This window comes from Ruminiclostridium papyrosolvens C7 (genome assembly GCF_000421965.1).
Lineage (GTDB): Bacteria > Bacillota > Clostridia > Acetivibrionales > DSM-1351 > Ruminiclostridium > Ruminiclostridium papyrosolvens_A.
In genome coordinates this window covers 1-26,874 of the sequence record NZ_ATAY01000014.1, presented here as the reverse complement: position 1 = coordinate 26,874, position 26,874 = coordinate 1, and the positions used below count along the sequence as shown (strand labels likewise).

24 protein-coding genes and 1 other annotated feature (1 of these 25 only partly in view) are annotated in these 26,874 nt (G+C 39.1%); of the genes, 21 read left to right on the top strand and 3 right to left on the bottom strand.

The genetic code is table 11. From position 1 onward, the window contains the following. Positions 1-181, top strand: a binding site (T-box leader); it begins 76 nt to the left of the window's first position. 70 nt (positions 182-251) lie between these two features. The 9 genes from ilvB (at position 252) to xylA (ending at position 11,609) form a co-directional block, all read left to right on the top strand. Then, complete coding sequence (ilvB, locus tag L323_RS23640; protein ID WP_020814119.1) at positions 252-1,874, top strand: biosynthetic-type acetolactate synthase large subunit; 1,623 nt, start codon at positions 252-254, stop codon at positions 1,872-1,874. An 18-nt stretch (positions 1,875-1,892) separates the two neighbouring features. Then, on the top strand, positions 1,893-2,405 hold the full coding sequence (ilvN, locus tag L323_RS23635; RefSeq protein ID WP_014315504.1) for an acetolactate synthase small subunit: 513 nt from the start codon (positions 1,893-1,895) through the stop codon (positions 2,403-2,405). A 64-nt stretch (positions 2,406-2,469) separates the two neighbouring features. Next, on the top strand, positions 2,470-3,465 hold the full coding sequence (ilvC, locus tag L323_RS23630) for a ketol-acid reductoisomerase (RefSeq protein WP_020814118.1): 996 nt from the start codon (positions 2,470-2,472) through the stop codon (positions 3,463-3,465). Between the two features lie 140 nt (positions 3,466-3,605). Then, a complete protein-coding gene (locus tag L323_RS23625) occupies positions 3,606-5,132 on the top strand; it encodes a 2-isopropylmalate synthase (protein WP_020814117.1) in 1,527 nt (508 codons plus the stop codon). 111 nt (positions 5,133-5,243) lie between these two features. Further along, on the top strand, positions 5,244-6,815 hold the full coding sequence (cimA, locus tag L323_RS23620; protein WP_020814116.1) for a citramalate synthase: 1,572 nt from the start codon (positions 5,244-5,246) through the stop codon (positions 6,813-6,815). Between the two features lie 103 nt (positions 6,816-6,918). After that, positions 6,919-7,176 (top strand): hypothetical protein, encoded by a 258-nt coding sequence (locus L323_RS23615; RefSeq protein WP_020814115.1) that lies wholly within the window; start codon positions 6,919-6,921, stop codon positions 7,174-7,176. Between the two features lie 278 nt (positions 7,177-7,454). Beyond that, complete coding sequence (xylB, locus tag L323_RS23610) at positions 7,455-8,984, top strand: xylulokinase (protein WP_020814114.1); 1,530 nt, start codon at positions 7,455-7,457, stop codon at positions 8,982-8,984. 50 nt (positions 8,985-9,034) lie between these two features. Beyond that, positions 9,035-10,234: an ROK family transcriptional regulator gene (locus L323_RS23605; RefSeq protein ID WP_020814113.1), complete on the top strand. Its 1,200-nt coding sequence runs from the start codon at positions 9,035-9,037 to the stop codon at positions 10,232-10,234. Positions 10,235-10,289: 55 nt separating this feature from the next. Next, positions 10,290-11,609: a xylose isomerase gene (gene xylA, locus L323_RS23600; RefSeq protein ID WP_020814112.1), complete on the top strand. Its 1,320-nt coding sequence runs from the start codon at positions 10,290-10,292 to the stop codon at positions 11,607-11,609. Between the two features lie 474 nt (positions 11,610-12,083). Here the strand turns inward: xylA and L323_RS23595 are convergent, their stop codons facing one another. From L323_RS23595 to L323_RS23585, 3 genes are all read right to left on the bottom strand, one after another. After that, complete coding sequence (locus L323_RS23595) at positions 12,084-13,445, bottom strand: MATE family efflux transporter (protein WP_020814111.1); 1,362 nt, start codon at positions 13,443-13,445, stop codon at positions 12,084-12,086. A 98-nt stretch (positions 13,446-13,543) separates the two neighbouring features. After that, the gene (locus L323_RS23590; protein ID WP_020814110.1) at positions 13,544-14,341 is read right to left on the bottom strand and encodes an AraC family transcriptional regulator; all 798 of its coding nucleotides are present in this window, start codon (positions 14,339-14,341) and stop codon (positions 13,544-13,546) included. A 22-nt stretch (positions 14,342-14,363) separates the two neighbouring features. Further along, positions 14,364-15,005 (bottom strand): nitroreductase family protein, encoded by a 642-nt coding sequence (locus L323_RS23585; protein WP_020814109.1) that lies wholly within the window; start codon positions 15,003-15,005, stop codon positions 14,364-14,366. Between the two features lie 155 nt (positions 15,006-15,160). On the opposite strand from L323_RS23585, the gene L323_RS23580 reads away from it, so the two are divergent. The 12 genes from L323_RS23580 (at position 15,161) to L323_RS23525 (ending at position 26,638) form a co-directional block, all read left to right on the top strand. Continuing rightward, positions 15,161-16,486: an alpha-glucosidase/alpha-galactosidase gene (locus tag L323_RS23580; protein WP_020814108.1), complete on the top strand. Its 1,326-nt coding sequence runs from the start codon at positions 15,161-15,163 to the stop codon at positions 16,484-16,486. A gap of 331 nt (positions 16,487-16,817) precedes the next feature. Further along, positions 16,818-18,134 (top strand): phenylacetate--CoA ligase family protein, encoded by a 1,317-nt coding sequence (locus L323_RS23575; protein ID WP_020814107.1) that lies wholly within the window; start codon positions 16,818-16,820, stop codon positions 18,132-18,134. Between the two features lie 31 nt (positions 18,135-18,165). Continuing rightward, positions 18,166-19,323, top strand: coding sequence for a pyridoxal phosphate-dependent aminotransferase (locus L323_RS23570; protein ID WP_020814106.1), 1,158 nt, complete (start codon positions 18,166-18,168; stop codon positions 19,321-19,323). 33 nt (positions 19,324-19,356) lie between these two features. After that, positions 19,357-19,887 (top strand): 2-oxoacid:acceptor oxidoreductase family protein, encoded by a 531-nt coding sequence (locus L323_RS23565; protein WP_020814105.1) that lies wholly within the window; start codon positions 19,357-19,359, stop codon positions 19,885-19,887. Next, complete coding sequence (locus L323_RS23560; protein WP_020814104.1) at positions 19,884-20,180, top strand: 4Fe-4S binding protein; 297 nt, start codon at positions 19,884-19,886, stop codon at positions 20,178-20,180. The genes L323_RS23565 and L323_RS23560 overlap by 4 nt, the downstream gene beginning before the upstream one ends. Further along, positions 20,173-21,336 (top strand): transketolase C-terminal domain-containing protein, encoded by a 1,164-nt coding sequence (locus tag L323_RS23555; protein ID WP_020814103.1) that lies wholly within the window; start codon positions 20,173-20,175, stop codon positions 21,334-21,336. The genes L323_RS23560 and L323_RS23555 overlap by 8 nt, the downstream gene beginning before the upstream one ends. Positions 21,337-21,338: 2 nt before the next feature. Continuing rightward, positions 21,339-22,217, top strand: a complete 879-nt coding sequence (locus tag L323_RS23550) for a thiamine pyrophosphate-dependent enzyme (RefSeq protein WP_020814102.1) — start codon at positions 21,339-21,341, stop codon at positions 22,215-22,217. A gap of 25 nt (positions 22,218-22,242) precedes the next feature. Beyond that, positions 22,243-23,124 (top strand): MetQ/NlpA family ABC transporter substrate-binding protein, encoded by an 882-nt coding sequence (locus L323_RS23545; protein WP_020814101.1) that lies wholly within the window; start codon positions 22,243-22,245, stop codon positions 23,122-23,124. Between the two features lie 29 nt (positions 23,125-23,153). Continuing rightward, positions 23,154-24,191, top strand: a complete 1,038-nt coding sequence (locus tag L323_RS23540; RefSeq protein WP_020814100.1) for a methionine ABC transporter ATP-binding protein — start codon at positions 23,154-23,156, stop codon at positions 24,189-24,191. Beyond that, positions 24,176-24,835: a methionine ABC transporter permease gene (locus tag L323_RS23535; RefSeq protein WP_020814099.1), complete on the top strand. Its 660-nt coding sequence runs from the start codon at positions 24,176-24,178 to the stop codon at positions 24,833-24,835. Before L323_RS23540 ends, L323_RS23535 begins: the two co-directional genes overlap by 16 nt. A gap of 189 nt (positions 24,836-25,024) precedes the next feature. Then, on the top strand, positions 25,025-25,987 hold the full coding sequence (locus L323_RS23530) for a D-2-hydroxyacid dehydrogenase (protein WP_020814098.1): 963 nt from the start codon (positions 25,025-25,027) through the stop codon (positions 25,985-25,987). Positions 25,988-26,017: 30 nt separating this feature from the next. Next, positions 26,018-26,638 (top strand): class I SAM-dependent methyltransferase, encoded by a 621-nt coding sequence (locus tag L323_RS23525; protein ID WP_020814097.1) that lies wholly within the window; start codon positions 26,018-26,020, stop codon positions 26,636-26,638. Positions 26,639-26,874: the final 236 nt, after the last annotated feature.

Below are 26,874 nucleotides of genomic sequence, written 5' to 3'. Positions count from 1 at the left end.
ATACATGTATAACTCATTCCGGAGGCCCGATACCCAAAGATTCAACTTGATTAAGTATCGGCGTTGGCAACGATATAGCTATGGAGCACGGACACGCGTCCGGTTGCTCACTGAGGATGCAGTTTATAAACTGCATCAAATCAGGGTGGTACCACGGTGGAATTATCCCCTCGTCCCTGCGTAATAGCAGAGATGAGGGGTTTTTTATAACTAATCTGAGTATAACCTATAGTAAAAAAGGAGGATTGCCATTGAAAATAACAGGAGCTCAAGCATTGGTAAAGGCACTTGAGTTGGAAAACGTAACTACAATTTTCGGATATCCCGGTGCGGCAATCTGTCCATTTTATGATGCACTGCTGGATTCAGATATCAATCACACACTTACAAGAAACGAGCAGGGAGCAGCACATGCTGCCAGCGGATATTCAAGAGTTACCGGAAAAACAGGAGTGTGTGTGGCTACCTCGGGGCCCGGTGCGACAAACCTTATAACAGGGATTGCAACTGCATATTCGGATTCAATTCCAATGGTAGCTATTACAGGGCAGGTATCCCTTGATCTGATAGGCAGGGATGTGTTTCAGGAGGCAGACATTACTGGAGCTACAGAACCCTTCTGCAAGCATAATTACTTGGTAAAAAACGTCAAGGATTTACCCAGAATAGTAAAAGAAGCTTTCCATATTGCATCTACCGGTAGGCCTGGGCCAGTACTGATAGATGTACCTGTGGACATACAGACAGATATACTTGATTTCAGATATCCAAATGAGGTAGATATTAAGGGATATAAGCCAAATTACAAAGGTCATCCCCAGCAGATAAAAAAGATTGCTGAGGCGGTTTCGGGCTCACAAAGGCCGGTTATTTGTGCAGGAGGGGGAGTTATTTCTGCAAAGGCTTCGGAAATAATGACAAGGCTTGCAGAGAAGTATCAAATACCTGTAGTGACAACGTTAATGGGAATCGGCTCAATCCCGGTAGGCCATCCTTTGAATTTAGGAATGTTAGGTTCCCATGGAGTATATGCAGCCAACTATGCGGTACATAACACTGACCTCCTTATAATAATCGGGGCCAGAGTGGGAGATCGTGCTTTGGGAACAGCCGGCAAGATAGCTGAAAAGGCTAGAATAATTCATATTGACATTGACCCTGCCGAGATAGGGAAAAATGTAAGTACCACGATACCTGTGGTAGGAGATGCCGGATTGATTGTTGAGGACTTATATAAGTCTATTCAAAACTGTAATACTTCACAATGGCTCGATAGTCTGCAACAGGCTGTTAAAAAGAATAAAGTTGAATTAACGGAGAAAAGCAGTTATGTAAACCCTAAGAAGCTTATAGCTGAACTTTCAAAAAGACTTAATGATGACGCAATAGTAGTTACGGAAGTCGGACAGAATCAGATATGGGCCGCAAACAATTTTATTGCAAGAAAACCGGGTTCTTTTATTACCTCAGGGGGATTGGGAACTATGGGCTATGGCCTTCCGGCGGGCATCGGAGCCAAGACAGGCAAACCTGACAGTACGGTAGTTGTTATAGGCGGTGACGGAAGTTTTCAGATGTCAATGCCGGAGATGGGTACCATAAAGCAGAACAGGCTGGGAGTAAAAATCCTCATACTCAATAACAACAGGCTTGGTATGGTTCGAGAAATACAGAAGAACAAATATAAAAAGAGATATTCACAGGTATTTCTTGATGATAATCCTGATTTCGTTAAAATAGCGGAAGCCTATGGATTCAAATCTGAAAGAATATCCTGTAATTCGCAGATTGACAGTGCATTGGACAGATTCCTTGCTGATGATAATGTATATCTGCTGGAATGTAGTATTGATCCTGAAGAAGAAACGGTTTAGACAGAGGGGGAATAAGAAATGGCGAAGCATACACTTTCTGTACTGGTTGAAAACCGCTCCGGAGTATTGTCCAGAGTAGCAGGTTTATTCAGCAGGAGGGGGTTCAACATTGATAGCCTTGCAGTAGGGGTAACAGAGAATCCTGAAGTATCACGAATGACTATTGTAGTTGACGGAGACGAATATACCGTTGAGCAGGTAAGCAAGCAGCTTAATAAGTTAATTGACATAATCAAGATAAGGGCTTTGGAAAATTCTGAATCCGTCAGCCGTGAACTTGCTCTGATAAAGGTTAATGCAACATCCTCTACAAGGTCTGAAATAGTGCAGATAGTTGAAATATTCAGAGCAAAAATTGTAGATGTATCAAAAAATACATTAACAGTTGAAATATCAGGTTCCGGTGATAAAGTCAGGGCTCTTGAGGATATGCTCAGGCAGTTTGGTATAAAGGAAATCGTAAGAACAGGTACAATTGCCATTGAAAGAGGCAATAAGTATATTAAGGCAGGAAGTACGGAAGAAATATAGTCAACATAAAAACAATGCAATTATATAGAATTGCAATGATTAAAATATTGGGAGGCTTAAGAATATGGCAAAAATGTATTATGACAGTGACTGCAATTTGAAACTACTGGAGGGAAAAACAGTAGCGGTTATAGGATACGGAAGTCAGGGGCACGCACATGCACAAAACCTAAAGGACAGCGGAGTTAATGTAATAGTAGGACTTACTCCGACGTCTGCAAGAAGAAAGCAGGTTGAGGCTGACGGGTTGAAGGTTTATGATACCGCAGAGGCAGCGAAAATGGCTGAAATCATAATGATTCTCATTCCTGACGAAAAACAGGCGGCAATGTATGAAGAGTGTATAGCACCTAACCTTGAAGCAGGTAACATCCTTATGTTTGCACACGGCTTCAATATAAACTTCAAGCAGATAGTTGCTCCGGCTGATGTCGATGTAATCATGGTTGCACCAAAGGGCCCTGGCCACACTGTAAGAAGTCAGTACAAGGAAGGAAGAGGTGTTCCTGCACTGATTGCAGTTGAAAAGGATGCTTCCGGAAAAGCAAAGGAATACGCTTTGGCATATGCTTCCGGCATTGGAGCAGGCAGAGCAGGGATACTTGAAACAACCTTCAGAGAAGAGACAGAAACCGACTTGTTCGGTGAACAGGCTGTACTTTGCGGCGGTGTAACAGAATTAATGAAGGCCGGTTTTGAAACATTGGTTGCAGCAGGATATCAGCCTGAAATAGCTTACTTTGAGTGTATACATGAAATGAAGCTGATTGTAGACCTTATCAATCAGGGCGGCTTCGGCGAAATGAGATATTCCATTAGTGACACTGCAGAATACGGTGATTATGTAACAGGAAAGAGAATAATCACAGACGAAACCAGAAAAGAAATGAAAAAGGTGCTTAAAGAAATTCAGGATGGTAAGTTCGCTGCCAACTGGATAATTGAAAATAAAGCAGCCGGAAGAGCAAACTTTATATCAATGAGAAGAAATGAATCTGAACACCAGTTGGAGACAGTAGGAGCAGAGCTTAGAAAAATGATGAGCTGGTTGAAAAAGTAATAATAATATATAAAAAGAATATGTTTGATGAATTAGTATAGCTTTTATAAGCTTACTAATTCACAAACAGAATTGTTGATTTTATTAATTTATTTTAATTTTAGATATTTATGAATATGAGAATGTAAGGGGGAATTAATATGGCCAGAACGATTAAGATATTTGATACCACATTAAGGGATGGAGAGCAAACACCCGGTGTTAACCTTAATCTCCAGGAGAAGATGGAAATAGCAAAGCAACTGGTAAGGCTGGGTGTAGACGTTATTGAGGGTGGATTTGCCATTGCCTCCCCCGGTGACTTTGAATCAATAATGACACTTTCCAGAAACCTGAAAGGGGTTACAATAGCAAGTCTGTGCCGTGCTGTAGAAAAAGATATAGACAGGGCTTGGGAGGCGGTTCAGTATGCGGAAAGCCCAAGAATACACACCTTTATTGCTACTTCCGATATCCATATGAAATACAAGCTGAAAATGACAGAGGAAGAGGTGCTGGAAAGGGCTGTTGCCATGGTAAAACATGCGAAGGGCTATTGTTCCAATGTTGAATTTTCAGCAGAAGATGCCAGCAGAACCCGGGAGGATTTTCTGTATCGTATAGTGGAAGCTGTTATCAATGCAGGAGCCACAACCGTAAATATTCCCGATACGGTGGGATATTCAACACCGCAGGAATTCGGAAGACTTATAAGGAATATAAGAAATAATGTACCCAATATTGACAAGGCAGATATAAGCGTTCACTGTCATAACGATTTAGGCCTCGCTGTTGCTAATTCGCTTGCAGCAGTTGCAAATGGAGCTGTACAGGTTGAGTGTACAATTAACGGTCTTGGTGAAAGAGCTGGGAATGCTGCTATAGAAGAAATAATAATGGGTATAAATACAAGAAAAGATTACTATGATATAACACATAAGATTGACACAACCCAGATATACAGAGCAAGCAGACTTGTTTCAAGCCTGACAGGTGTGAATGTACAACCCAATAAGGCCATCGTGGGAGCAAACGCATTTGCACATGAATCAGGAATACATCAGCATGGTGTGCTTTCTGAAAAGACCACTTATGAGATTATGACTCCTGAATCAGTGGGAATGGGTCAGAACAGAATGGTTCTGGGCAAGCTTTCAGGGCATCACGCTTTTGAAGAAAGATTGAGAGAGATGGGTTACTCCCTGTCTGATGAAGAAGTAAAGGTTGCTTTTGCAAAATTTAAAGATTTAGCTGACAAGAAAAAAGTAGTCACTGACAAGGATATAGAAGCACTGGTGGATGAAAACATTGCGGTTCCTGAAATCTTTGTAATAGACAGCTTTCAGATAAACAGCGGAAATAAAATGATATCAACCTCAACAGTCAGTATTAAAAAAGATGAGGAAATCATAACAGAAGCTGCAACGGGAGATGGCCCTGTAGATGCAGCCTTTAACGCAATTGAGCGAGCTACGGGGGTTAATGCAGAGTTGGTGCATTATAGTATAAAGGCGGTTACGGAAGGTAAAGATGCACTTGGTGAGGTAACCGTAAAAATATCGAATAATAACAGCGTATTTATGGGCAAGGGTGTCAGTACTGACATCATTGAGGCCAGTGTTAAGGCATACCTGAATGCAATAAACAGATCAATAAGCGAAATTGGAGAAAGCATAATTAACCAGTAAGGGGAGCTTGATAAAAAAAGCAGCCCCTTTAAGGGCTGCTTTTTTAGCTTTGAATACCTGATATTCCCGAGGAAGGCAGGTTAATTTATTTTATAAGAAAGGAGAAATTATATGGAGAATAACAAAATAATCATGTATGATTCAACTTTGAGAGATGGGGCTCAGGCGCTGGGAATATCATTTACAGTTGAGGATAAACTGAAAATTGTTTCAAAGCTTGATGAACTGGGTATTGACTACATTGAAGCGGGTAATCCCGGTTCAAATCCGAAAGATCTTGAGTTTTTTGAAAGAGTATTAAAAATGAAATTGAGGACGTCCAAAATAATTGCTTTTGGGTCAACCAGAAGGGCAAATATAAAAGCAGAAGATGATGTGAACATACAATCTCTTCTACATGCAGGTACCGAAGCGATAGCTGTATTTGGAAAGTCTTGGGATTTTCAGGTTACTGATATATTAAAAACTACTCTGGACGAAAATCTTAATATGATATATGATACAGTCAAATTTTTAAAAGAAAAAGGAAAAACTGTTGTTTACGATGCGGAACATTTTTTTGACGGTTATGATGCAAATCCCGAATATGCTATTGAAACCTTGAAGAAGGCATGTAATGCAGGAGCGGATATCATATGCCTTTGTGATACCAAGGGAGGAGGACTGCCTTCCCATATAGCCAGAATTACAAAGAAAGTAAGGGAAACGGTTGATTGTGCAATTGGAATTCACTGCCACAATGATAACGGAATGGCCGTAGCAGGGTCTATTTCTGCGGTAGAGGCAGGAGCGGTACAGATACAGGGAACAATTAACGGCTTTGGCGAAAGATGCGGGAATGCCAATCTTTGCACAATTATCCCAAACCTTCAGCTTAGGATGGGATATAAGTGTATACCCAGTGATAATATGTCTTATCTTACACCTACTGCAAGGTTTGTAAGTGAGGTTGCAAATATAATACATGACGAAAGAGCACCTTTCGTTGGAAACTGTGCATTTGCACACAAAGCTGGAATGCATGCTGATGCGGTAAATAAGAACACTTCTGCCTACGAAATGATAAATCCTGAGGTTGTGGGAAATCAGCGTGTAATTCTTATGTCCGAAGTGGCAGGCAGAAGTGCGGTTATGAACATCATAAACAAAATAGACAGTACTATAACCAAGGATTCCTCTGAAACCAAAAGAATAATTGAAAGATTGAAAGAGCTTGAGTATGAGGGTTACCAGTATGAAGGTGCGGAAAGTTCATTTGAACTTGTTATCCGGAAAATGCTTGGTAAATACAAATCTTTCTTTGAATTGAAAGAGTTTAAAGTTATAGTAAATGAACCAACCATAAATAGTGTAAATTCATCTGCCATGATAAAAATAGTTGTAGGAGAGCAGACAGAGATAACTGCAGCAGAAGGAGACGGACCTGTAAACGCACTTGATAAAGCTTTAAGAAAAGCTTTGGAGAGGTTTTATCCCAAAATAGCGGAAATGAAGCTTACTGACTACAAGGTTAGGGTACTTGATTCTAATTTTGCGACTGCATCAAAGGTTAGAGTTCTGATAGAAACTACTGATGGACAGGAAGTCTGGACGACTGTGGGGGTATCTTCCGACATAATTGAAGCCAGCTGGCGAGCGTTGGTGGATTCGGTAGAGCACAAACTAATGAAGTCAGATATTTAGAATAACAATTTTTACAAATATGTTTAAATGTCGGCTGTATTTTTTTTGATTTACTGTATAATAGTATTAAAGAAAAACTAATTATATAAGGGGATCAAATCAATTGAAGCTCTATGGCAGAATAATAAAGCAGGGAAAACTCATAAATGAAGCGTGGGCTGAACCGCAGGGAACATCCGAGGATTTCAGGGACCAACTTGAGGAATGCCTTATTCAGGTTTGCAAGAAACTTGATATAGAAGTTCCGATTTGGCTTAAAAAGAATACCACAGATTTTGGATTATATAGAAAAACCAGTTTTAATGGCGATCACTTCGGTGAGGAAATTAAATTTGACAGGTTCGAGATAACATTATATTAGCTAAAAATATATTTTGAATATAGTATGGGTGGAACTTATTGTTCTGCCCTTTTTATTTTTATAAGGCATATTAAAATAAATGATTTTATTTATTAAATTTATGTATTTAAATAAAAAATTTGCAAACCATAAACATGAATACCTTGATTATGATTCTTTGTAAAGTTTGTACAAAAACTAAGTTATAAAACCGAAATATATTTTGACAAAACTATCATAGCTTGGTATACTTTATAATATAATATTATAAAGTATACTTTGGAGAGGGGGACTATACATTGTCTTTTCTTATTGGTATTGATCTAGGAACATCGGGTGTAAAAACAGTATTATTTGATGAGGCTGGAAAGCCTGTTGCAAGCTCTACAGTTGAATATCCTCTTTATCAGCCTAACCTTGGCTGGGCTGAACAGGATCCTGAAGAATGGTGGAAGGGCACATGCGAAAGTATAAATAATGTCATGTTAAAAAGTGGCGTTGATAAAAGAGAGGTTAAGGGCGTTGGATTGTCCGGACAGATGCATGGAGCCGTTTTACTGGATAAGGATGACAAAGTATTAAGAAATGCCATAATTTGGTGTGACCAGAGAAGTGCTGCTGAATGTGATCAGATTACTGACCTCATTGGTAGGAAGAGATTGATAGAAATTACTGCAAACCCGGCACTTACAGGGTTTACTGCTTCAAAAATCATGTGGGTTAAAAATAATGAGCCTCAGATATTTGAAAAAGTAGCAAAAATATTGTTACCAAAAGACTATATCAGATTTAGATTAACAGGAGAGTACGCTACTGAGGTTTCTGATGCCAGCGGTATGCAGTTAATGAATATCGCAAAAAGAGAGTGGAGTACCGAAGTTCTTGATAAATTGGGATTATCAACTTCAATGCTTGGTAAAATGTATGAATCTCAGGAAGTTACCGGAAAGGTTACTTCATCAGCAGCAGACCAGACAGGACTAAACGCCGGAACAATTGTAGTCGGCGGTGCCGGTGACCAAGCTGCAGGTGCAGTTGGAAACGGTATTGTTAAGTCAGGTATAGTATCATCTACTATCGGAACATCAGGTGTTGTTTTTGCATATACAGACAAGCTTACAATAGACCCTCTTGGAAGAGTGCATACATTCTGCCACGCTGTACCTAATACCTACCATGTAATGGGTGTTACACAAGGTGCTGGACTTTCACTCAAATGGTTCAGAGACAACTTCTGTATGGAAGAAATGATGACTTCTGAACTTTCAGACATTGATGTATACAAGCTCCTTGATGCGGAAGCTGAAACTATAAAACCTTGCAGCGATGGTCTTATTTATCTTCCATATTTGATGGGAGAAAGAACTCCTCACCTTGATCCAAATGCAAAAGGTGTATTCTTTGGTCTGACTGCAAAGCACACAAAACCACACTTTATCCGTTCAATAATGGAAGGTGTAACCTTCAGCTTGAGGGATTGCCTTGAAATAATTAAGGAAATGGGTGTAGATATATCAGAGGTAAGAGCTTCAGGCGGAGGCGGAAAGAGCGGAATCTGGAGACAAATGCAGGCTGACGTATTCGGTACCAATATAAACCGTATCCGTTCTGATGAAGGACCGGCTTTGGGTGTAGCAATCCTTGCAGGAGTTGGTGCAGGTATATATGACAGCGTTCCTCAAGCTTGTGAAGATGTTATAAAGGTTAAAGACACTCTTGCTCCGATTGAAGATAGAATAAATAAATATGATGATTTCTACAAGCTGTATACAAAGCTCTACAAATCATTAAAAGATGATTTTACCCAGCTTAGCACAATATTGAAATAAGCTTTATACAGTTAGTTCTGTGTAAATTTACAGTATATGGGGGTTGATTTATGAGGTTGGGTAAAGCCGGAAATAATAAGCTATTAAAAGAGATTAATGAGACATCATTACTCGAATTAATAAGAATAAACAAGCAAGTATCAAAAGCTGAGCTTGCACAAATAACCGGACTTTCACCTACTGCGTGTGGAACAATAGTAACAAATCTGCTTGACAAAGGTTACATTCGTGAAGCAGGAATAGGAACATCCAAGGGTGGCAGGAGGCCAATACTGTATGAATTAACCCCGAGAAGCTATTTTTCCATAGGAGTGGACATTGACATTGACTATATTCGTTTTATTTTAATGGATATTACCGGGCAAGTTGAATTCAAGGATAAGATATCCTGTGATTTTGCCCGGGCCGCTTCAGAGTCAATAAGACTTATGGAAGAAAAGATAGCTGAAATTATAAATAACCACAATATTGGACACGAAAGATTACTCGGAGTGGGAGTATCCGTTCCGGGAATGGTCGACAACCTTACACATGAGATAATATTCGCTCCGAATCTTGGTTGGGAACAGGTAGATTTGGAACACATGATGGACGGAATTGGAGATTTTCCTATATATGTTGATAATGAAGCAATGTGTTCTGCATTATGTGAAAACTGGATAGGGTGCTGTATGGATGAAAGTGATTTTGTATGTATAAATATGAAGTCGGGAATAGGCTCCAGTATATTTGCAGCCGGGAATCTGTACAGAGGATGTTGTGGAAGTGCAGGGGAAATAGGTCATATAACCGTTGACCAGAATGGGCCAAGATGTGCCTGCGGAAACTATGGTTGTCTTGAAGCATTGGTCTCGGCAAGAACTATGGTAGAGAAAGCACAAAAGTTGGTAAGGCAGGGTTTGATAACGGACTTTGAGAACATTGAAGCGATAACTGTCGATGATATTTTCAGACTGGCAGGTGAAGGAAACGAATCAGCCAGAATAATTCTGGTAGAGTCAGCAGGATATTTGGGACTAGCAATAGCAAACCTTATAAATACTGTAAACCCTTCTAAAATAGTTCTTGGAAAAGAATTGGTCAAATTTTCTGAAGATATAATGGATCACTTAAAAAGTATTGCATCAGCGAAGGCACTCAAGTATCCGGCCTCCAGAGTAGAAGTAGTAGCATCAAAAATCGGAGAGGATTCATCGGCATTGGGTGCGGCGATAATACCATTAAAAAAGCTATTTGGCTACAGGCTATAGGCTTAATATATATAATCGTTAGGAAACAAAAAAATAAAAACGGAGGGATTTTAATATGTCAGAAGTATTTAGCGGTATTTCAAACATCAAATTTGAAGGAAGCGGGTCAGATAATCCATTAGCTTTTAAGTACTACAACCCTAAGGCAGTTATCGGCGGAAAGACAATGGAAGAACATCTGAGATTTGCAGTAGCGTATTGGCATACTTTTGCAGCACCAGGTGCTGACATGTTCGGTGCAGGATCATATGTAAGACCTTGGAACACAATGTCCGATCCTCTGGAAATTGCAAAATATAAAGTTGAAGCAAACTTTGAATTCATTGAAAAGCTTGGAGCTCCTTTCTTTGCTTTCCATGACAGAGATATTGCTCCAGAAGGTGACACACTTGCTGAAACAAACAAAAATCTTGATGTAATAGTTTCAGTAATCAAAGATAGAATGAAATCAAGCCCGGTTAAATTATTATGGGGAACTACAAATGCTTTCGGAAACCCTAGATTTATGCATGGTGCATCAACTTCACCAAACGCTGACATTTTTGCGTATGCAGCAGCTCAGGTTAAGAAAGCAATGGAAATTACAAAAGAATTAGGCGGAGAAAACTATGTATTCTGGGGTGGTAGAGAAGGTTATGAAACTCTATTGAATACAGACATGAAGCTGGAACTTGACAATTTGGCAAGATTCTTAAAGATGGCTGTTGACTATGCTAAAGAAATCGGTTTTGACGGACAGTTCTTAATCGAACCAAAGCCAAAGGAACCAACAAAGCATCAGTATGATTTTGATACAGCTACGGTTATCGGCTTCTTGAAAACATACGGATTGGACCCATACTTCAAGATGAACATTGAAGCTAACCATGCTACATTGGCAGGACATACATTCCAACATGAACTTGCTATGTGCAGAATCAACAATATGCTTGGAAGTATCGATGCTAACCAGGGTGACGTAATGCTCGGATGGGATACAGACCAATTCCCAACAAACCTGTATGATTCAACTCTTGCAATGTTGGAAGTATTAAAGGCAGGCGGATTGACAAAGGGTGGTTTGAACTTCGACTCAAAAGTTAGAAGAGGATCATTTGAACCGGCTGACTTGTTCTATGGACATATTGCAGGTATGGATACTTTTGCAAAGGGTCTTATCATAGCTAACAAGATCATGGAAGACGGTAAGTTTGATGCATTTGTTGCTGACAGATATTCAAGCTACACAACTGGTATCGGTAAAGATATCGTTCGGGGTAAAGTTGGCTTTAAGGAACTAGAACAACACGCACTTAATGCAAAGATCCAGAACAAGTCCGGACGTCAGGAAATGCTGGAAGCTTTGTTAAACCAATATATTCTTGAAGCAAAATAAGCTTAACTTTAAAAGCAAGAACCCTTTGAACGTTATTGTTCAAGGGGTTCTTTAACTTTCAGAAAGAAATATATATGGTAATTAATTACAATTATTAAAAGTGTATTATAAAAGACAGAAAAAAAGTCTTGCATAATTACATTAAATGGTATAATATATATTTTGTTACATAGATTGCTAAATTTCTATATTATTCTTCTAAAATTCTTCGCACACCTTATTCAGAAAGTACCCTTCATATATATTCCTTATATTCAACATGGCTATAAAATATTATAATTCCCAATTACTTACTTATAAAGGACTAAATAATAGGAAACAGGTCTGCTCGTTATTGGTTAGGCTATTACACGTTAAATACCCGGATTAGAACGTGTAAAAATAATATCTTGAAACTAACTAAAAAATAGATATATTTCCTTCTAAAATCCCTACGCATGAAGCAATCCGTGCGTAGGGGGTTTTTTTGAGGAGTTATACTTTCAAATACTTCCAGTCGCCTTTATTCATTCGCAAAAGATACATAACGGAACGTGAACAGAAATCTAAAAAGATACCAATCATAACGGCGGTAAGACCCATACCAAGAACTCTGTCAAGAGCATATGAAGGCAATACCCTAAGGGCCCATAAACCTACCAAAGACGTAATCATAACATACTTAATATCACCTGCGGCTTTCAGAGTTGCCGAACAAATATTGAGAACGGCGAGCAGGGGTTCAAGAACACCAAAAGTCCTTACAATCATTACAGATTCCTTTATTACTTCGGGATCATCGGAATATATTCTGGCCAGTAAAGGAGCCAGTATAAACATCAAAATACCGAGAACAAACCCAAAAAGCATGGTTATTTTTAAGCCCTCATAAGAATAATTGTTTGCCTTGTCATAATTCTTTTCACCAAGGCTTTGCCCTACAAGAGTTGTATTGGCTATGGCAAAACCGAATATCGGGAAAAATGCAATCGCATTTATATTAATTCCTATCTGGTAAGCAGCCATTGCAACCGTACCCATGGTCACAATAATAAGCTGAAGTATGAGAAAACCTCCCTGCATAACTGCCTGCTCAATAAATCCCGGGACACCAATATTTATAATTCTTTTCATTAGCTGCGGATGCAAACGGTAATTATCTTTAAGACTAAGATTAAGTTTAAGTCCTTTTCTGTTATACAGGACAAGAACTCTTACAGTTACACCGATAATTCTTGAGGCAGTTACGGCAATGGCAGAACCTGCCACACCCATGCCCGGTATATGCAGAAAAGGTACACCGAAAATTAAAATGGTATTAAGAATAATATTTATTATATTAACTCCCCCTGTAATATACATAGGAGTCTTTGTATCTCCGGCACCTCTCATTGCTCCCGATACAATTATGTCAAGAACAAAAAAGGGAAGACTGAACAAAATAATATTAAAATAAGTTAGACCATGGTTGAAGACCTGAACTTCTGCTCTACCCAGAAATAAATTGAGAATGGGATTAGAAAAGATTTTTCCAGTTACCATTAGAAATATTCCTACAACAAGAGCCATGTACCCGGATTGAATCAAAGTTCTTTTGGCCTCTGTATGATTTCCTTCTCCTGTTACCCTCGCTATAACCACCGTGGTTCCTATTGATAGTCCTGAAAAAACAGTCTGCAGGAAGTTAATAAGTACGTTGACCATACCGACCCCTGCCAAGGCTGCCGTGTCTATCCGGCTCATAAATACTGTGGAAACAATACCTACCAGCATTTCAAGAATCTGCTCAGTAATGGAAGGCCAGGCAAGACCGATAATTTCTTTGTCAATTTCTTTGTTTAGCTTAAACTTTTTCATGAATAAGACCCCGTATAATAGTATTTAAACTATTATTATAGACTTATAATTTTGGCATGTCACCATGAAAATCATATTAAAAAAGTCGGTAAAATTGGTTATAAGTCATTCCTATAAAGTGACGGGGGTATCCCATATTTTTTCTTGAACATTTTTGAGAAATTATATATGTCGTCATAGCCGGTGCTTCTACCAGCCTCTGCTACTGTATAGCCATGTTTGGAAAGAAGAAGTGCAGCCTTTTCAAGCCTGTAATTGACAATAAAATTCTGGGGTGTATTCCCAGTGTGCTTATGAAAAATTCTACACAGATATCTTCTGTCAATACCAAGCATATTTGCTATACTTTTTACGGATATTTGTGTTGCATAGTTGGCCATTATATAATCCTTGGCACGTTTACAGTAAACACTTGTTGCAGACCCTTTCGGTGTTTGACTGAATTCTTCTGACAAGTATGAAAACAACTCAAAAATTTTACCGCACAAGTATAATTCTGAAGAGTGTTGCATGTTTTCAGCATCCTTCATACTTAAAAAGGTATTTCTGAGAGAAGGTATATGCATTGTACAAATATCATCAGAAAACCCACTGTTTTTCAGCAAATCGGGAGCCAAATTTCCGTTAAACCCAATCCATATATATTCCCACGGATTTTCATTATCCGCTTTATAAAAGGTTAATTCGTAAGGCCGTATCAGAAACAGAGAGTCCTTGGATAAAGGATAGTGTTTTCCGGCTCTCTCAAAAATACCACTTCCTGAAACAATATAGTGAATCAGATTATATTCACGTGAAGCAGGTCCGAAAAAATGTCCCTTATTACACGACTCCCACCCGCATATCAACGGGTTGATATCATTAAAGCATTTATTCAGTAAAGGAATATTGTGCATTTAAAACGACCCCTTAGTATATTCACCTGTATTCAATAACTTCACTCATACTTCTGAGTTTTTTCCCCCGAGGAATATAATTGGGAATTCCTATGGGAACAACGCTTATAAGTCTTAAATCATCTCTTACCTTTAAAAGGGGTTTAATTTGGGGTTCTCCAATTACAGGATCATTCATCCAGCAGGCCCCATAGCCTTTTTCAGTTATGGCAAGAAGCATATTTTGGACAGCGGCGCCAATTGACAGAATATCAGGGTAAGCAAGGGCGTCGAGCATTTCCCTTTTTGAAAAACCTTTTTCAGAGAAAGCCTTGGAAACCCTTTCGTCATAATAATCCATCCTGTCAAGAAATACGAATATAACCACAGGAGCATTTCTGAAAAAACTCGTTGCCTTTTCTCTGGAAATCAGGAATTCTTCATTTGCTTCCGTGAAACCTGTTCCATAGAATTCTCTGGCACTTCTTGCAGTTTCCTCTGCAAGCCGCTCAATCAAAGCTTTGTCTTCCACGGCAACAAAGTGCCAGCACTGGCTGTTGCATCCGCTTGGTGCGTTTACCGCGCAAGAAATAAAATATTCTATATCCTCATGTGAAACGGGTGTTTCTTTGAATTTACGGATACTTCTTCTTTTTACTGCAAGATTATATAAATTGTTTTCCAAATAAAATCATCCTTTCAAATACTATCATTATTTATATATTCAATTAAACCCAATGGTTACATTATAACAAATAAAAGTTACATTATTCAATTTTCGGATTATGTATTTCTGGTATTCTATAAATAGAGTTTAAATGGTATGGAGGGGTATCAACAATGGTCAAAATAACATTTATGGGAGCCGGTAGTACTGTATTCGCAAAAAATGTACTGGGTGACAGTATGTGTACTGAAGCTCTCGCAGACGGTGAAATACGACTGTATGACATTGCAGGCGATAGACTCAAGGAGTCTCAAATAATGCTGGAGGCAATAAATAGGAATGTAAACAAGGGAAGGGCTAAAATCAAAACCTATTTAGGAGTTGAGAACAGAAAGGAGGCCCTTCGAGGTGCGGATTTCGTCATAAATGCCATACAAGTTGGCGGATATGACCCATGTACGATTATTGATTTTGAAATTCCCAAAAAGTATGGATTAAGGCAAACAATTGCAGATACACTGGGAATCGGGGGAATAATGCGTACACTAAGGACAATACCGGTTATGGAGGACTTTGCAAGGGATATGGAAGAAGTCTGTCCAAATGCTTGGTTTTTGAATTATACAAATCCAATGGCCATGTTGTCCGGGTATATGCAGAGGTACACGGGTATAAAAACAGTGGGATTATGCCATAGTGTACAGATTTGTTCTCAGGATTTGTTGAAATCCTTGGGTATGGAAGACCGGCTGGAAGAAAGAAAGGAACTGATAGCTGGTATAAACCATATGGGGTGGTTACTTGAAATATGCGATAAGAACGGCAATGACCTTTACCCTGAGATTAAAAGACGTGCAAAAGAAAAGAATCAAAACGAGAAGCATTATGACATGGTAAGATATGAGTACATAGAAAAATTAGGTTATTACTGCACTGAATCAAGTGAGCACAATGCGGAATACAATCCCTACTTTATTAAATCCTCATATCCCGAACTTATAGATAAGTTTAACATACCTCTTGATGAGTACCCCAGGAGATGCATATATCAGATTGAAGAGTGGAATCAACGCAGAGATGAGTTAATGAGCAATCAGGCGCTGAACCATACAAGATCAAGCGAGTATGCATCTTACATTATGGAGGCGATAGTAACAAATAAACCCTATAAGATAGGTGGAAATGTTATAAATAAAGGCGGTCTGATTGAAAACCTTCCTCACGAGGCATGTGTTGAAGTACCTTGTATGGTTGATGGTATGGGTGTTAATCCGTGCAGGGTAGGACGGTTGCCTATACAATTGGCAGCAATGAATATGACCAACATTAACGTCCAGCTTATAACTATTGAAGCAGCAGTCACCAGAAAGAAGGAGCATATTTATCATGCAGCTATGCTGGATCCGCACACGGGTGCTGAAATGACTCTTGATAACATCGTAAAAATGGTTGATGAACTAATAGAGGCACATGGCAATTGGCTTCCCGAATTCAAATAATAATAAATATAAAAAAATAACTTTAAGCTATGCTTAGAGTTATTTTTTTGTCTGTTTATAATAAAAAAACTTCTATTCAATCCTATTCTGTATGTAAATTAAATTTTGAATGAACACAAGTACACAGAATTATATTTCTATTAATTTTAAGATTGTTAATATATATATTGCTAAATTCTATTGACACAGAATAGTTCAGAATATATAATAGCAAACATATAATATTACTAGGAATAATACAGCAGAGTGATAAAACGCTGAAACTATTATAAATAGTGGCACGTAGTTTTTAATGGTGCCAATAACTGTTGCCAAAATCGGAGGTTTAAAAATGGAGAACAAATATTGGGTAGAAAAAATTGAAACTATAGATAGAGATGAGCTGGAAGCTTACCAGTTGGAGCGTGTAAAGTCCCAGATAAAGCTTGCATATGAAAAATCGACATATTACAGAGAGAGCTTTGAGAAAGCGGGCGTTACACCGGATAATATAAAAACTCTACACGATATAAGAAAATTTCCAATACTGACAAAACACATAATTAGAGAGAGACAGAATGAAAAGCCCATTTTAGGAGACCTGATAACGGTAGATGAAGAGAAAGTGGTATTTATATCGTCCTCCAGCGGCTCCACGGGAAAGCCCACTGCCAGCCCCTTCAGTAAAGTTGATTTTGATGAATTTCAGGAGGTTGAGAGCAGATTATTCTGGCAGGCAGGGATGAGACCAAAGGACAGATACATACATGCACTTAACTTTTCACTTTTTGTTGGAGGGCCGGATGTAATAGGGGCACAGAATCTCGGAGCACTGTGCATATGGGCCGGAACAATCCCCACAGACAGGCTGCTGTTCATATTGCAGGAATACCAGCCAAACATAATCTGGACAACACCTTCTTACGCCTGGTATCTGGGAGAAACGGCAAGAGAAAAGGGAATAGACATAAAAAAAGACTTATCCATAAGAACAATAATAGTTGCAGGAGAACCGGGAGGCTCAATACCTGCAACCAGAAAAGCAATTGAGGATTTGTGGGGAGCAGATGTATATGATTTTTATGGAATCTCAGATATATTCGGGGCTTGTGCTGCTGCATGTGAGTATCATGAGGGACTTCATATTGCGGAGGACCATTTGCTGGTGGAGGTAGTTGATGAGCACACAGGCGAGCCTGTAGCAGAAGGTGAAAGGGGAGAAATGCTTCTTACAACCCTAAGAAAAGAGGCCAGGCCCATGATCCGTTTCAGAACGGGAGACATTGTTACATATACAAATAAGAAATGCAAATGCGGCCGCACCCACAAGCGTATAAATGTAGTTGGCAGGGTTGATGATATGTTTATTTGCGGGGGCGTAAATGTTTTCCCAAGCGACATAGAATACACAGTGAGAAATATAAAGGATTTAACAGGAGAGTACAGGGTTACCGTATTGACAGATAACCACATTACGAAATTCAGTGTAGAGGTTGAAAAAAGATTCGGGGCAGAGACTAGGGACGAAGAACTTACAAGGATAATTGCCCATGAACTTAAAACCCATCTTGGAATAAAGCCAAAGGATGTTATATTACTTCCGGAGGGAACACTTCCAAGAGCGACCCATAAAGCAAAAAGACTTGTAGACATAAGAACAGAAAAATAAATCATTAAATCATTTGGATATGGAGGGTAAAATGCCAAAACTAAGTACAAGATTAGACTGGTTTTCAGAATCAATAATCAGAAAAATGACAAGAATAGCCAACCAATACGGTGCAATTAATCTTTCACAGGGTTTCCCGGACTTTGATCCTCCGAAGCAATTGATAGAAGCCCTAAAAAAAACAGCGGAAGAAGGCCCTCATCAATATGAAATAACATGGGGCTCACCACTTTTCAGAGAAGCAGTTGCAAAAAAACAAAAACATTTTATGAATATAAACCTTAACCCGGATGAGAATATAGTGGTAACGTGCGGAAGCACAGAAGCCATGATGGCTGCAATGATGTCAGTATGCGAGGCAGGTGAAAAAGTAGCCATATTCTCACCTTTTTATGAGAACTACGCAGCAGACACGGTTCTTTGTGGTGCCAAACCCATATATGTTCCTCTGAATCCACCGGAATTTACATTTAATAAGGATGAGCTGGAAAATGCATTCAAGGCAGGAGCAAAGGCTTTAATATTGTGTAACCCTTCAAACCCTGTGGGGAAAGTATTCACAAGGGATGAACTCATATTTATTTCGGAATTGGTTACAAAATACGATGCCTTTGTAATTACTGATGAAGTATACGAGCACATAGTCTATGAACCGAGCAAACATATATACTTCGCTTCATTGCCGGGTATGTTTGAAAGAACTATCTCCTGCAGCTCCTTGTCCAAGACCTATTCAATAACCGGATGGAGGCTTGGATATGTAATCGGCCCTAAAAATGTAATAGACAATTGCAAAAAGGTTCACGATTTCCTGACAGTTGGTGCGGCAGCTCCGCTGCAGAAGGCGGCACTTGCAGGTCTGGCCTTTGGTGATGAATATTACCGGGAGCTAGCCAGATTGTACACCGAGAAAAGAGAGTTTTTCCTGAAAGGGTTGGACTCAATAGGCCTCAAATATCATAAGCCCGATGGGGCTTACTATGTAATGGTAGACATAAGTGAATTCGGTATAAAAACTGACGTCGAGTTTGCTGAGAGACTGGCAAAAGATATAGGTGTTGCGGCAGTTCCAGGCTCAAGCTTTTTTAAGGATGATGTAAATAACTATGTAAGATTTCACTTTGCAAAGAAAAAGGAAACTTTAGAAAAGGCTCTGGAGCGTCTGCAGAGCATCCGCAAATTTTTTTAAACCTTGGTTGGTAAGCCAAAAGGAGATGTATTTATGATAGAAATAACATTTTTAGGCAGGGGCGGGCAAGGTGCATTTACAACATCCAGAATACTGGGAGCAGCAGCAAGCCTGTATGAGAACAAGTTTGCCCTCAGTTTCCCCAGCTTCGGGCCTGAAAGGCGTGGTGCTCCGGTCTTTGCATATACAAAAATAGATACAGTGCCTATTAGAAACAGAAGCCAGTGCCAGTTGAGCGATTATATTGTTGTATTGGATGAAAGTCTTTATGATGAAAGTTTACATAATAAATTAAAGCCCGAAGGAAAAGTAATTCTCAATACACCCAAAGAAAATAGCAACCCTGATACTATTGGTTTTGACGCTGCTAAAGTTGCCGAAGAATATCTGGGTGCAGCCATAACCAATACTGCAATGCTTTCAGTATTGGTAGCTAATACTCATCTGATATCAAGAGACAGCCTTTTAGCGGCAATCGGATACGATATGCCGGGGAGGATAGCGTCAAAGAATCAGAAACTTGCAGAATATATTTTTACATGTACAAAAGGAGTGGGATTATGAGCAGACCAACTGTGAAAACAGATTTTTCCGGTGAAATACCCAAGGGAACCTATGGGCCTGCAATGCATCTCACAGAAACACTGGAAGGCTGGAGAAATTCAAGACCAGTTATAAACAATAATATTTGCAATATTTGCGGTTTATGTTACCTAGTATGCCCCGAGGGGGTAATTTTCAATGAAAAAAACATAATGGACATAGACTATGGTTTTTGCAAGGGCTGCGGTATTTGTGCCAGAGAATGTAGAAAGCATGCGATTACCATGCAAAAGGAGGGTGCGGCAAATGAGTAACAAGGTATTTGTTTCAGGAAATGAAGCAGTAGCCATTGGTGTAAAACTTGCAAAGCCAAACGTAATTGCCGCATATCCAATAACACCCCAAACCATAGTAGTGGAAAGATTGGCTGAAATGGTTGAAAGACAGGAGCTAAATGCGGAATACATGTATGTTGAGTCGGAACATTCGGCATTATCCGCAGTTATGGGCGCAAGTGTACTTGGAGCCAGAACCTTTACCGCAACCTCATCACAGGGACTTTTATACATGGCGGAAGTAATGCACTATGCCAGCGGGGGAAGGGTACCGTTGGTAATGATGAATGCCAACAGATCACTGGCCCTCCCTTGGAGTATATTCGGAGACCAGAGAGATTCCTTGTCAATGCTGGACAGCGGATGGATACAGGTTTATGTGGAGGATGCACAAGAAAGTCTGGACATGATAATACAAGCCTATGCTCTGGCTGAGCACAAAGAAGTATTGACTCCTGTTATGGTAAACCTTGACGGCTTTGTATTGACCCATACATATGAAGCTATAGAGGTTCCCAAAGAAGAGCAGGTGGACAAATTTCTACCAGGTTTTGAACTGGAGGGAAAAATGGACTTAGAAAACCCAAGAAATTTATTTTTCTCATCAAGTCCAGCGGACAATATAAGGTTTAAAGTACAACAGCACCAAGCAATGGAAAACTCACGAGAAATAATTGAAATCCTGGATAAACAATACGGAGAAATAACAGGCAGAAGGTACGGAGGTTTAGCCACAGGCTACAAAACAGAGGATGCGGATATCATACTTATAACGCTGGGAAGTATAACCGGACAGGTGAGGGCTGTAGTTGATGTTCTCAGAGCAGGCGGAGAAAAAGTGGGGGTTGTTAAAATCAGGTTTATGAGACCCTTTCCGGAAACAGAAATACTTAAGCTTTGCAGTAATGCAGCCGTAATAGGTGTACTGGAAAAGGATATATCCTTTGGATATCACGGAACAGTTTATACAAATGTTACTGATGCCCTCAAAAACACCAATAAAAGACTTATTAACTTTGTAGGGGGTCTTGGCGGTAAGAATATAAGCCAGCAGGACATTGAAGAAATATTCCGGCGATTGAAAAACGTTGATAAAGACACAAATATCGTCAATTTTATTGGGCTGGAGGTGTAGAGGTGCTAGACAGATTGGATAAGGAAGAATACTTTTATGGACATAAAGGCTGCGGCGGCTGCGGAGGAAGTCTTGCAGTAAGGCTTGCACTTAAAGTCCTTGGTAAGGACACTTTCGTAGTACTTCCCGCCGGCTGCATGTCTGCGGTAGGATTTGTATATCCGCAGCTTTGTTTCGGAGTAAATGCATTGATATCACCTTTTGCCAGTACTGCAGCCATGCTTTCAGGTATCAGGGCGGCAGCCAAATCACTAAACATTAAAAATTGCAACGTTGTAGGTTTTGCGGGAGACGGAGGCACTGCGGATATCGGTCTTCAGGCATTATCCGGTGCAATAGACCGGGGTGATAAAATAATTTATATTTGCTATGACAATGAAGCATATATGAATACGGGAGTTCAACAAAGCAGCCTGACACCGTACGGTGCAAGAACAACAACAACACCTCCCGGTGAACACATACATGGAAGCAGAAACAGCAAAAAAAATATGTTTGAAATTGTAGCCGCACACCACATAAAATATGCTGCAACAGCAAGTATAGGTAATATTCCAGACTACATCAAAAAAGTTGAAAAAGCAAAAAACACCAACGGCACATCATACATACACATCGCAGCACCATGCCCTACAGGCTGGGGGATAGACAGCAGCGAAACAGTAGCGATTGCAAGAGAAGCAGTAGAATGCGGACTTTGGTATCTGGCAGAATATGAGGACGGAAAATACAAGCTTAACAAGAATGTGAAAGAATTTACAAGCATCAGGACATATCTTAAAAAACAAGGACGGTTCAAACATTTAACTGACGAGGATATTCAGGAAATTGAAAGGCAGAGAGATGAGAATATTAAATTTATAAAGGAACGATACATATAGGTTTCTTGAAAAGGGGTGTTTATAAATGAAAAAGATAATAAAAGCAGGTATAGCAGGTATTTTAACTTTAGCATTGGGATTGGGTGTCGCAGCATGTGGCAATACAAATTCCTCCCAAAACTCAGCCGGTTCCACATCACAGCAGTCGCTATCCGGGAAAGGCAGTGGAAAAGAAATAGTGTTTGGGGTAGCACCGGGACCATACGGAGATATGGTAAAGCTGGCGATACAACCTGAACTTGAGAAAAAGGGATATGCCGTTAAAATAATGGAATTCAGTGATTATGTCCAACCAAATATTGCACTGGGAAACGGTGAAATAAACGTAAATCTGTTTCAGCATACAGTATATTTGGAGAACTTTGCAAAAGAACACAATCTTGACCTGAGCCCGGTAATCAGTGTACCAACTGCAAGCATGGGAATCTTCTCGAAAAAATATAAAAAACTTAATGAATTACCCGATGGAGCAACGGTTACATTGCCAAATGACGTTCCGAATCTGGCAAGAGCGCTGAGGTTCCTTGTACAGGTAAATCTTATAACATTGAAACCTGACATTGATTTAACAAAGGCATCTGAAAGAGATATAGCCGAAAATCCTAAAAAGCTTGTTTTCACACCAGCAGAAGCAGCACAGCTTCCAAGAACTCTCGACAGTGCTGACATAGCAATAATAAATGGCAATTTTGCCATATCAGCCGGCTTAAAGCTTTCTGACGCTGTTGCCAAGGAAAAGTTGGATGAATCCTATAAAAATGTTATAGCGGTGAAGACTCAAGACAAAGGAACCCAGTTTGTAAAGGATATAGAAGAAATTGTTAAATCACAGGAATTTAGAAATGTAATACAAGACGATAAAAATATATTCAAGGATTTTGATTTCCCCAAATGGTTTAACAAATAACACGATTTCATGTTAAAAGGAGGGGTCATATGATAAGACTTGAAAACGTCAGTGTAGTATTCGGACAGAAAAAGGAAAAAGAGATTGCTGCGGTGAAAGACGTATCACTGCATATCCGCAAAGGCGAGATATTCGGAATAGTAGGCACAAGCGGGGCGGGGAAAAGCAGTCTTATAAGGACCCTTAACGGTCTGCAAAAACCAACACACGGCAAGGTCTTTGTGGATGGAGAGGATATAACAAATGCCCGCGGCAAAAATCTGCGGAATATAAGAAGAAAAATAGGAATGATTTTTCAACACTTTAACCTTATCTCCAGAAAAACAGTAGGAAAGAATATTGAATTTGCGCTAAAAATTCAGAATTACCCTAAAGAGGATAGGAGTAAAAGAGTAAGGGAACTCCTCGAAATAGTCGGACTATCCGACAAGGAAAATGTCTATCCCGCCAACCTTAGCGGAGGACAAAAACAAAGGGTAGCAATAGCAAGGGCAATAGCTGTAAATCCAAAGGTTCTGCTATGTGATGAGGCTACTTCAGCTTTAGATGTCCAGACAACTGAGGAAATTTTACAACTGCTAAGCAAAATCAACAGAGAACTTAATATAACAATTGTATTTATAACACATCAATTGGAGATAGCTAAGACCTTATTTGACAGAATAGCTGTCATGAGCCAAGGGGTTGTTATAGAGGAAAACGATACTTATCAAATATTTGCTGCACCCGCAAATGAGATAACACGAGGCCTTATAAAGGATAATATAAAACTGCCTTCTGAAATAGTTGAATCCCTTGAGAATGAAATTCTAAAGCTTGTTTACAAGGGAGAAAAGAGTGTTGAACCCATTATATCTTTGGCGAATAAAAAGTTTGACGTCATACTGAATATACTTCACGGAAAAATTGAATATATAAAGGGAAAGCCAATCGGAATACTTTTTGTCACCCTTGAAGGAGCTCAGGAGGAGTGTGACAGGGCAAAGCAGTTTATTGCTGACAACGTGGAAGAGATAACTACGTACTACCATGGGAAGAAAGGAGACACCGCATGGAACATAGCTTAGAGTTTTTATCCCAATTAGGAAAGGCGTCAAAAGAAACCTTAATTATGGTGGCTATTGCAACAGTTATTGCCTGTGTATTGGGGTTGCTTTTGGGACTGATTCTTTATATAACCTCCAGCAATCTGCTTTACAAAAACAGGATAGTCAATACCCTTGCGGGCTTCATCATAAACATTATAAGATCCATACCGTTTGTTATTCTACTGGTACTTTTAGTTCCTGTAACATCGAAGGTAGTAGGGACTACCATAGGGCCAAAAGCGGCAGCAGTACCCTTGACAGTTGCATCAATAGCATTTTTTGCAAGGCTTGCAGAAGCTTCCTTTGAAGAGGTTGATAAGGGATTGATAGAGGCAGCATTGGCTATGGGAAGCGGAATAAAGCATATCGTATCGGGTGTATTGTTGGTAGAGGCTCTGCCTTCCTTAATTAGAGCTTTAACAGTAACTATAATAAGCATTATAGGATATTCGGCAATGGCAGGAACTGTAGGAGGAGGCGGTATTGGTGATTTGGCAGTCAGATTCGGCTACTATAGATACCAGATGGATGTAATGTTAACAACAGTTATTTTATTAATAATCGTTGTTCAGGCAATACAGGTATCAGGTGAAAAAATTGCAAAACTATTAACTAAAAATTAAGTATTAGCTTTACAATAATAATAAAGGAGTTGTCTGTCACGCAGGACAGGCAGCTCTTTTATTTTATTTAGGAAATGGTATGGAACTGACAATTTATATAGATTATAATTGTATAATAAATTCTAATAGCCAGAATAAATTCCATTTGGTCAGGGGTTAATACTAATAGCTTATTAACTGGAGGTAATCATGAAAATAGTTGTATTAGACGGATATACACTGAATCCGGGAGATATGTCATGGGATGCAATGGGACGACTTGGGGAACTGGTAGTTTACGACAGAACACCGGCTGAAAAGATAATTGAAAGAATAGATAATGCAGAGATAATTCTTACAAATAAAGTAATCCTAACAAAAGAGATATTAGATAAAACACCGTCGGTTAAATATATTGGTGTAATGGCAACGGGATATAATGTAGTTGATACTCAATATGCAAAAGAACTCGGAATAATTGTCACAAATGTACCGGCGTACAGCACGGATTCCGTAGCTCAAATGGTGTTTGCATTTATATTAGAGTTCTGCCACCATGTTGGTGAACATAATAGGGCTGTCCATGAAGGAAAATGGACAAAGAATATTGATTTTTCATTTTGGGACTATCCTCTCATTGAAATAAAAAACAAGACCTTAGGAATAATCGGCTTTGGTGCCATAGGACAAAAAGTAGCCAAAATTGCTGAAATATTCGGTATGAAAGTATTATTCCACAGCAGAACATTAAATCCGGGGCTTGAAACGGATAACATAAAGTACCCAGCCATGGAGAAAGTACTGACCGATTCAGATTTTATAACTTTACACTGTCCTCTGACTGAGCAAACAAAGGGGCTAATAAATAAGGATACAATATCTAAAATGAAGGACGGAGCATTCCTTATAAACACATCAAGAGGGCCGGTTATAGATGAAAAGGATGTTGCACAGGCCTTAAATACCGGTAAACTGGCCGGTTTTGGAACTGATGTAGTATCTATAGAACCTGTACAAGCTGAAAATCCACTGCTTTGCGCAAAAAACTGTATAATAACACCCCATTTTGCATGGGCTACAAAGGAAGCCCGCCAACGGCTTATGGATACTTTAATTAAGAATGTCGACTCTTTTATAAAGGGAACCCCGGTTAATGTCGTCAATAATAAGTAATTATGATACTAGGATAGAAGGTGCCTGAATATGAACCATATGAACAATATAAAAAAATACTATGAGGATAATTACAAAGAAGGATATCCCGATTACTACATACAAGGGTGGGAAAATAAGACTGCTCAGGAGATGAGGTTTAAAGAACTGGTTGGTCAGATTAATCTTACCAACAAAAGAATTCTTGATGTGGGCTGTGGAACGGGAAACTTACTGGAGTACATTAATCAGAGATATATCGGATTTGATTATACGGGGGTGGATATTCTGCCCCATATGATTAATATTGCACAAGGTAAAAAGTTAAAAGGAAGGTTTATATGTATGGATTTGTTTAAAAACAATCCCTTCCGGAGCAATTCATTTGATGCAATATTTTCGTCGGGAATATTTAATCTCAATTTAGGCAACAACAAGGAATTCCTGATGGATGCCTTGGACGTTTTCCAAGAGTTATCCAGAGGAGTAATATCATTTAATCTGCTTTGGGATAAGTCCCCCGACAGGGAGGATAAATACTTTTACTTTGACCCGGATAAGGTAGGACATTTATTAACAGAAAAGTACGGAATGTATTGGACTGTAACCATATTGAAGGGATACCTGAATAATGATTTTACGGTTTTATTAAAAAAGAAACAAATCTCATGATAACTAGAGAATCGAAGAGTATTTTGAAACATATAAGAGAAAACATTTTATAAATTAAAATAAATGCCATATAAAGACTATAATAAGGATAAAATACACTTGAAAAAGCAACAATAGTGGTGGTATACTAGCGTAGCTGTCACAGGCGATACACTAAAAAGTACGAAAAAACGTACAATGATTCTCTGGGAAATAATTTCTTGAAGTCAAGTGTTGACAAAGGCTTGTTAGCGTGG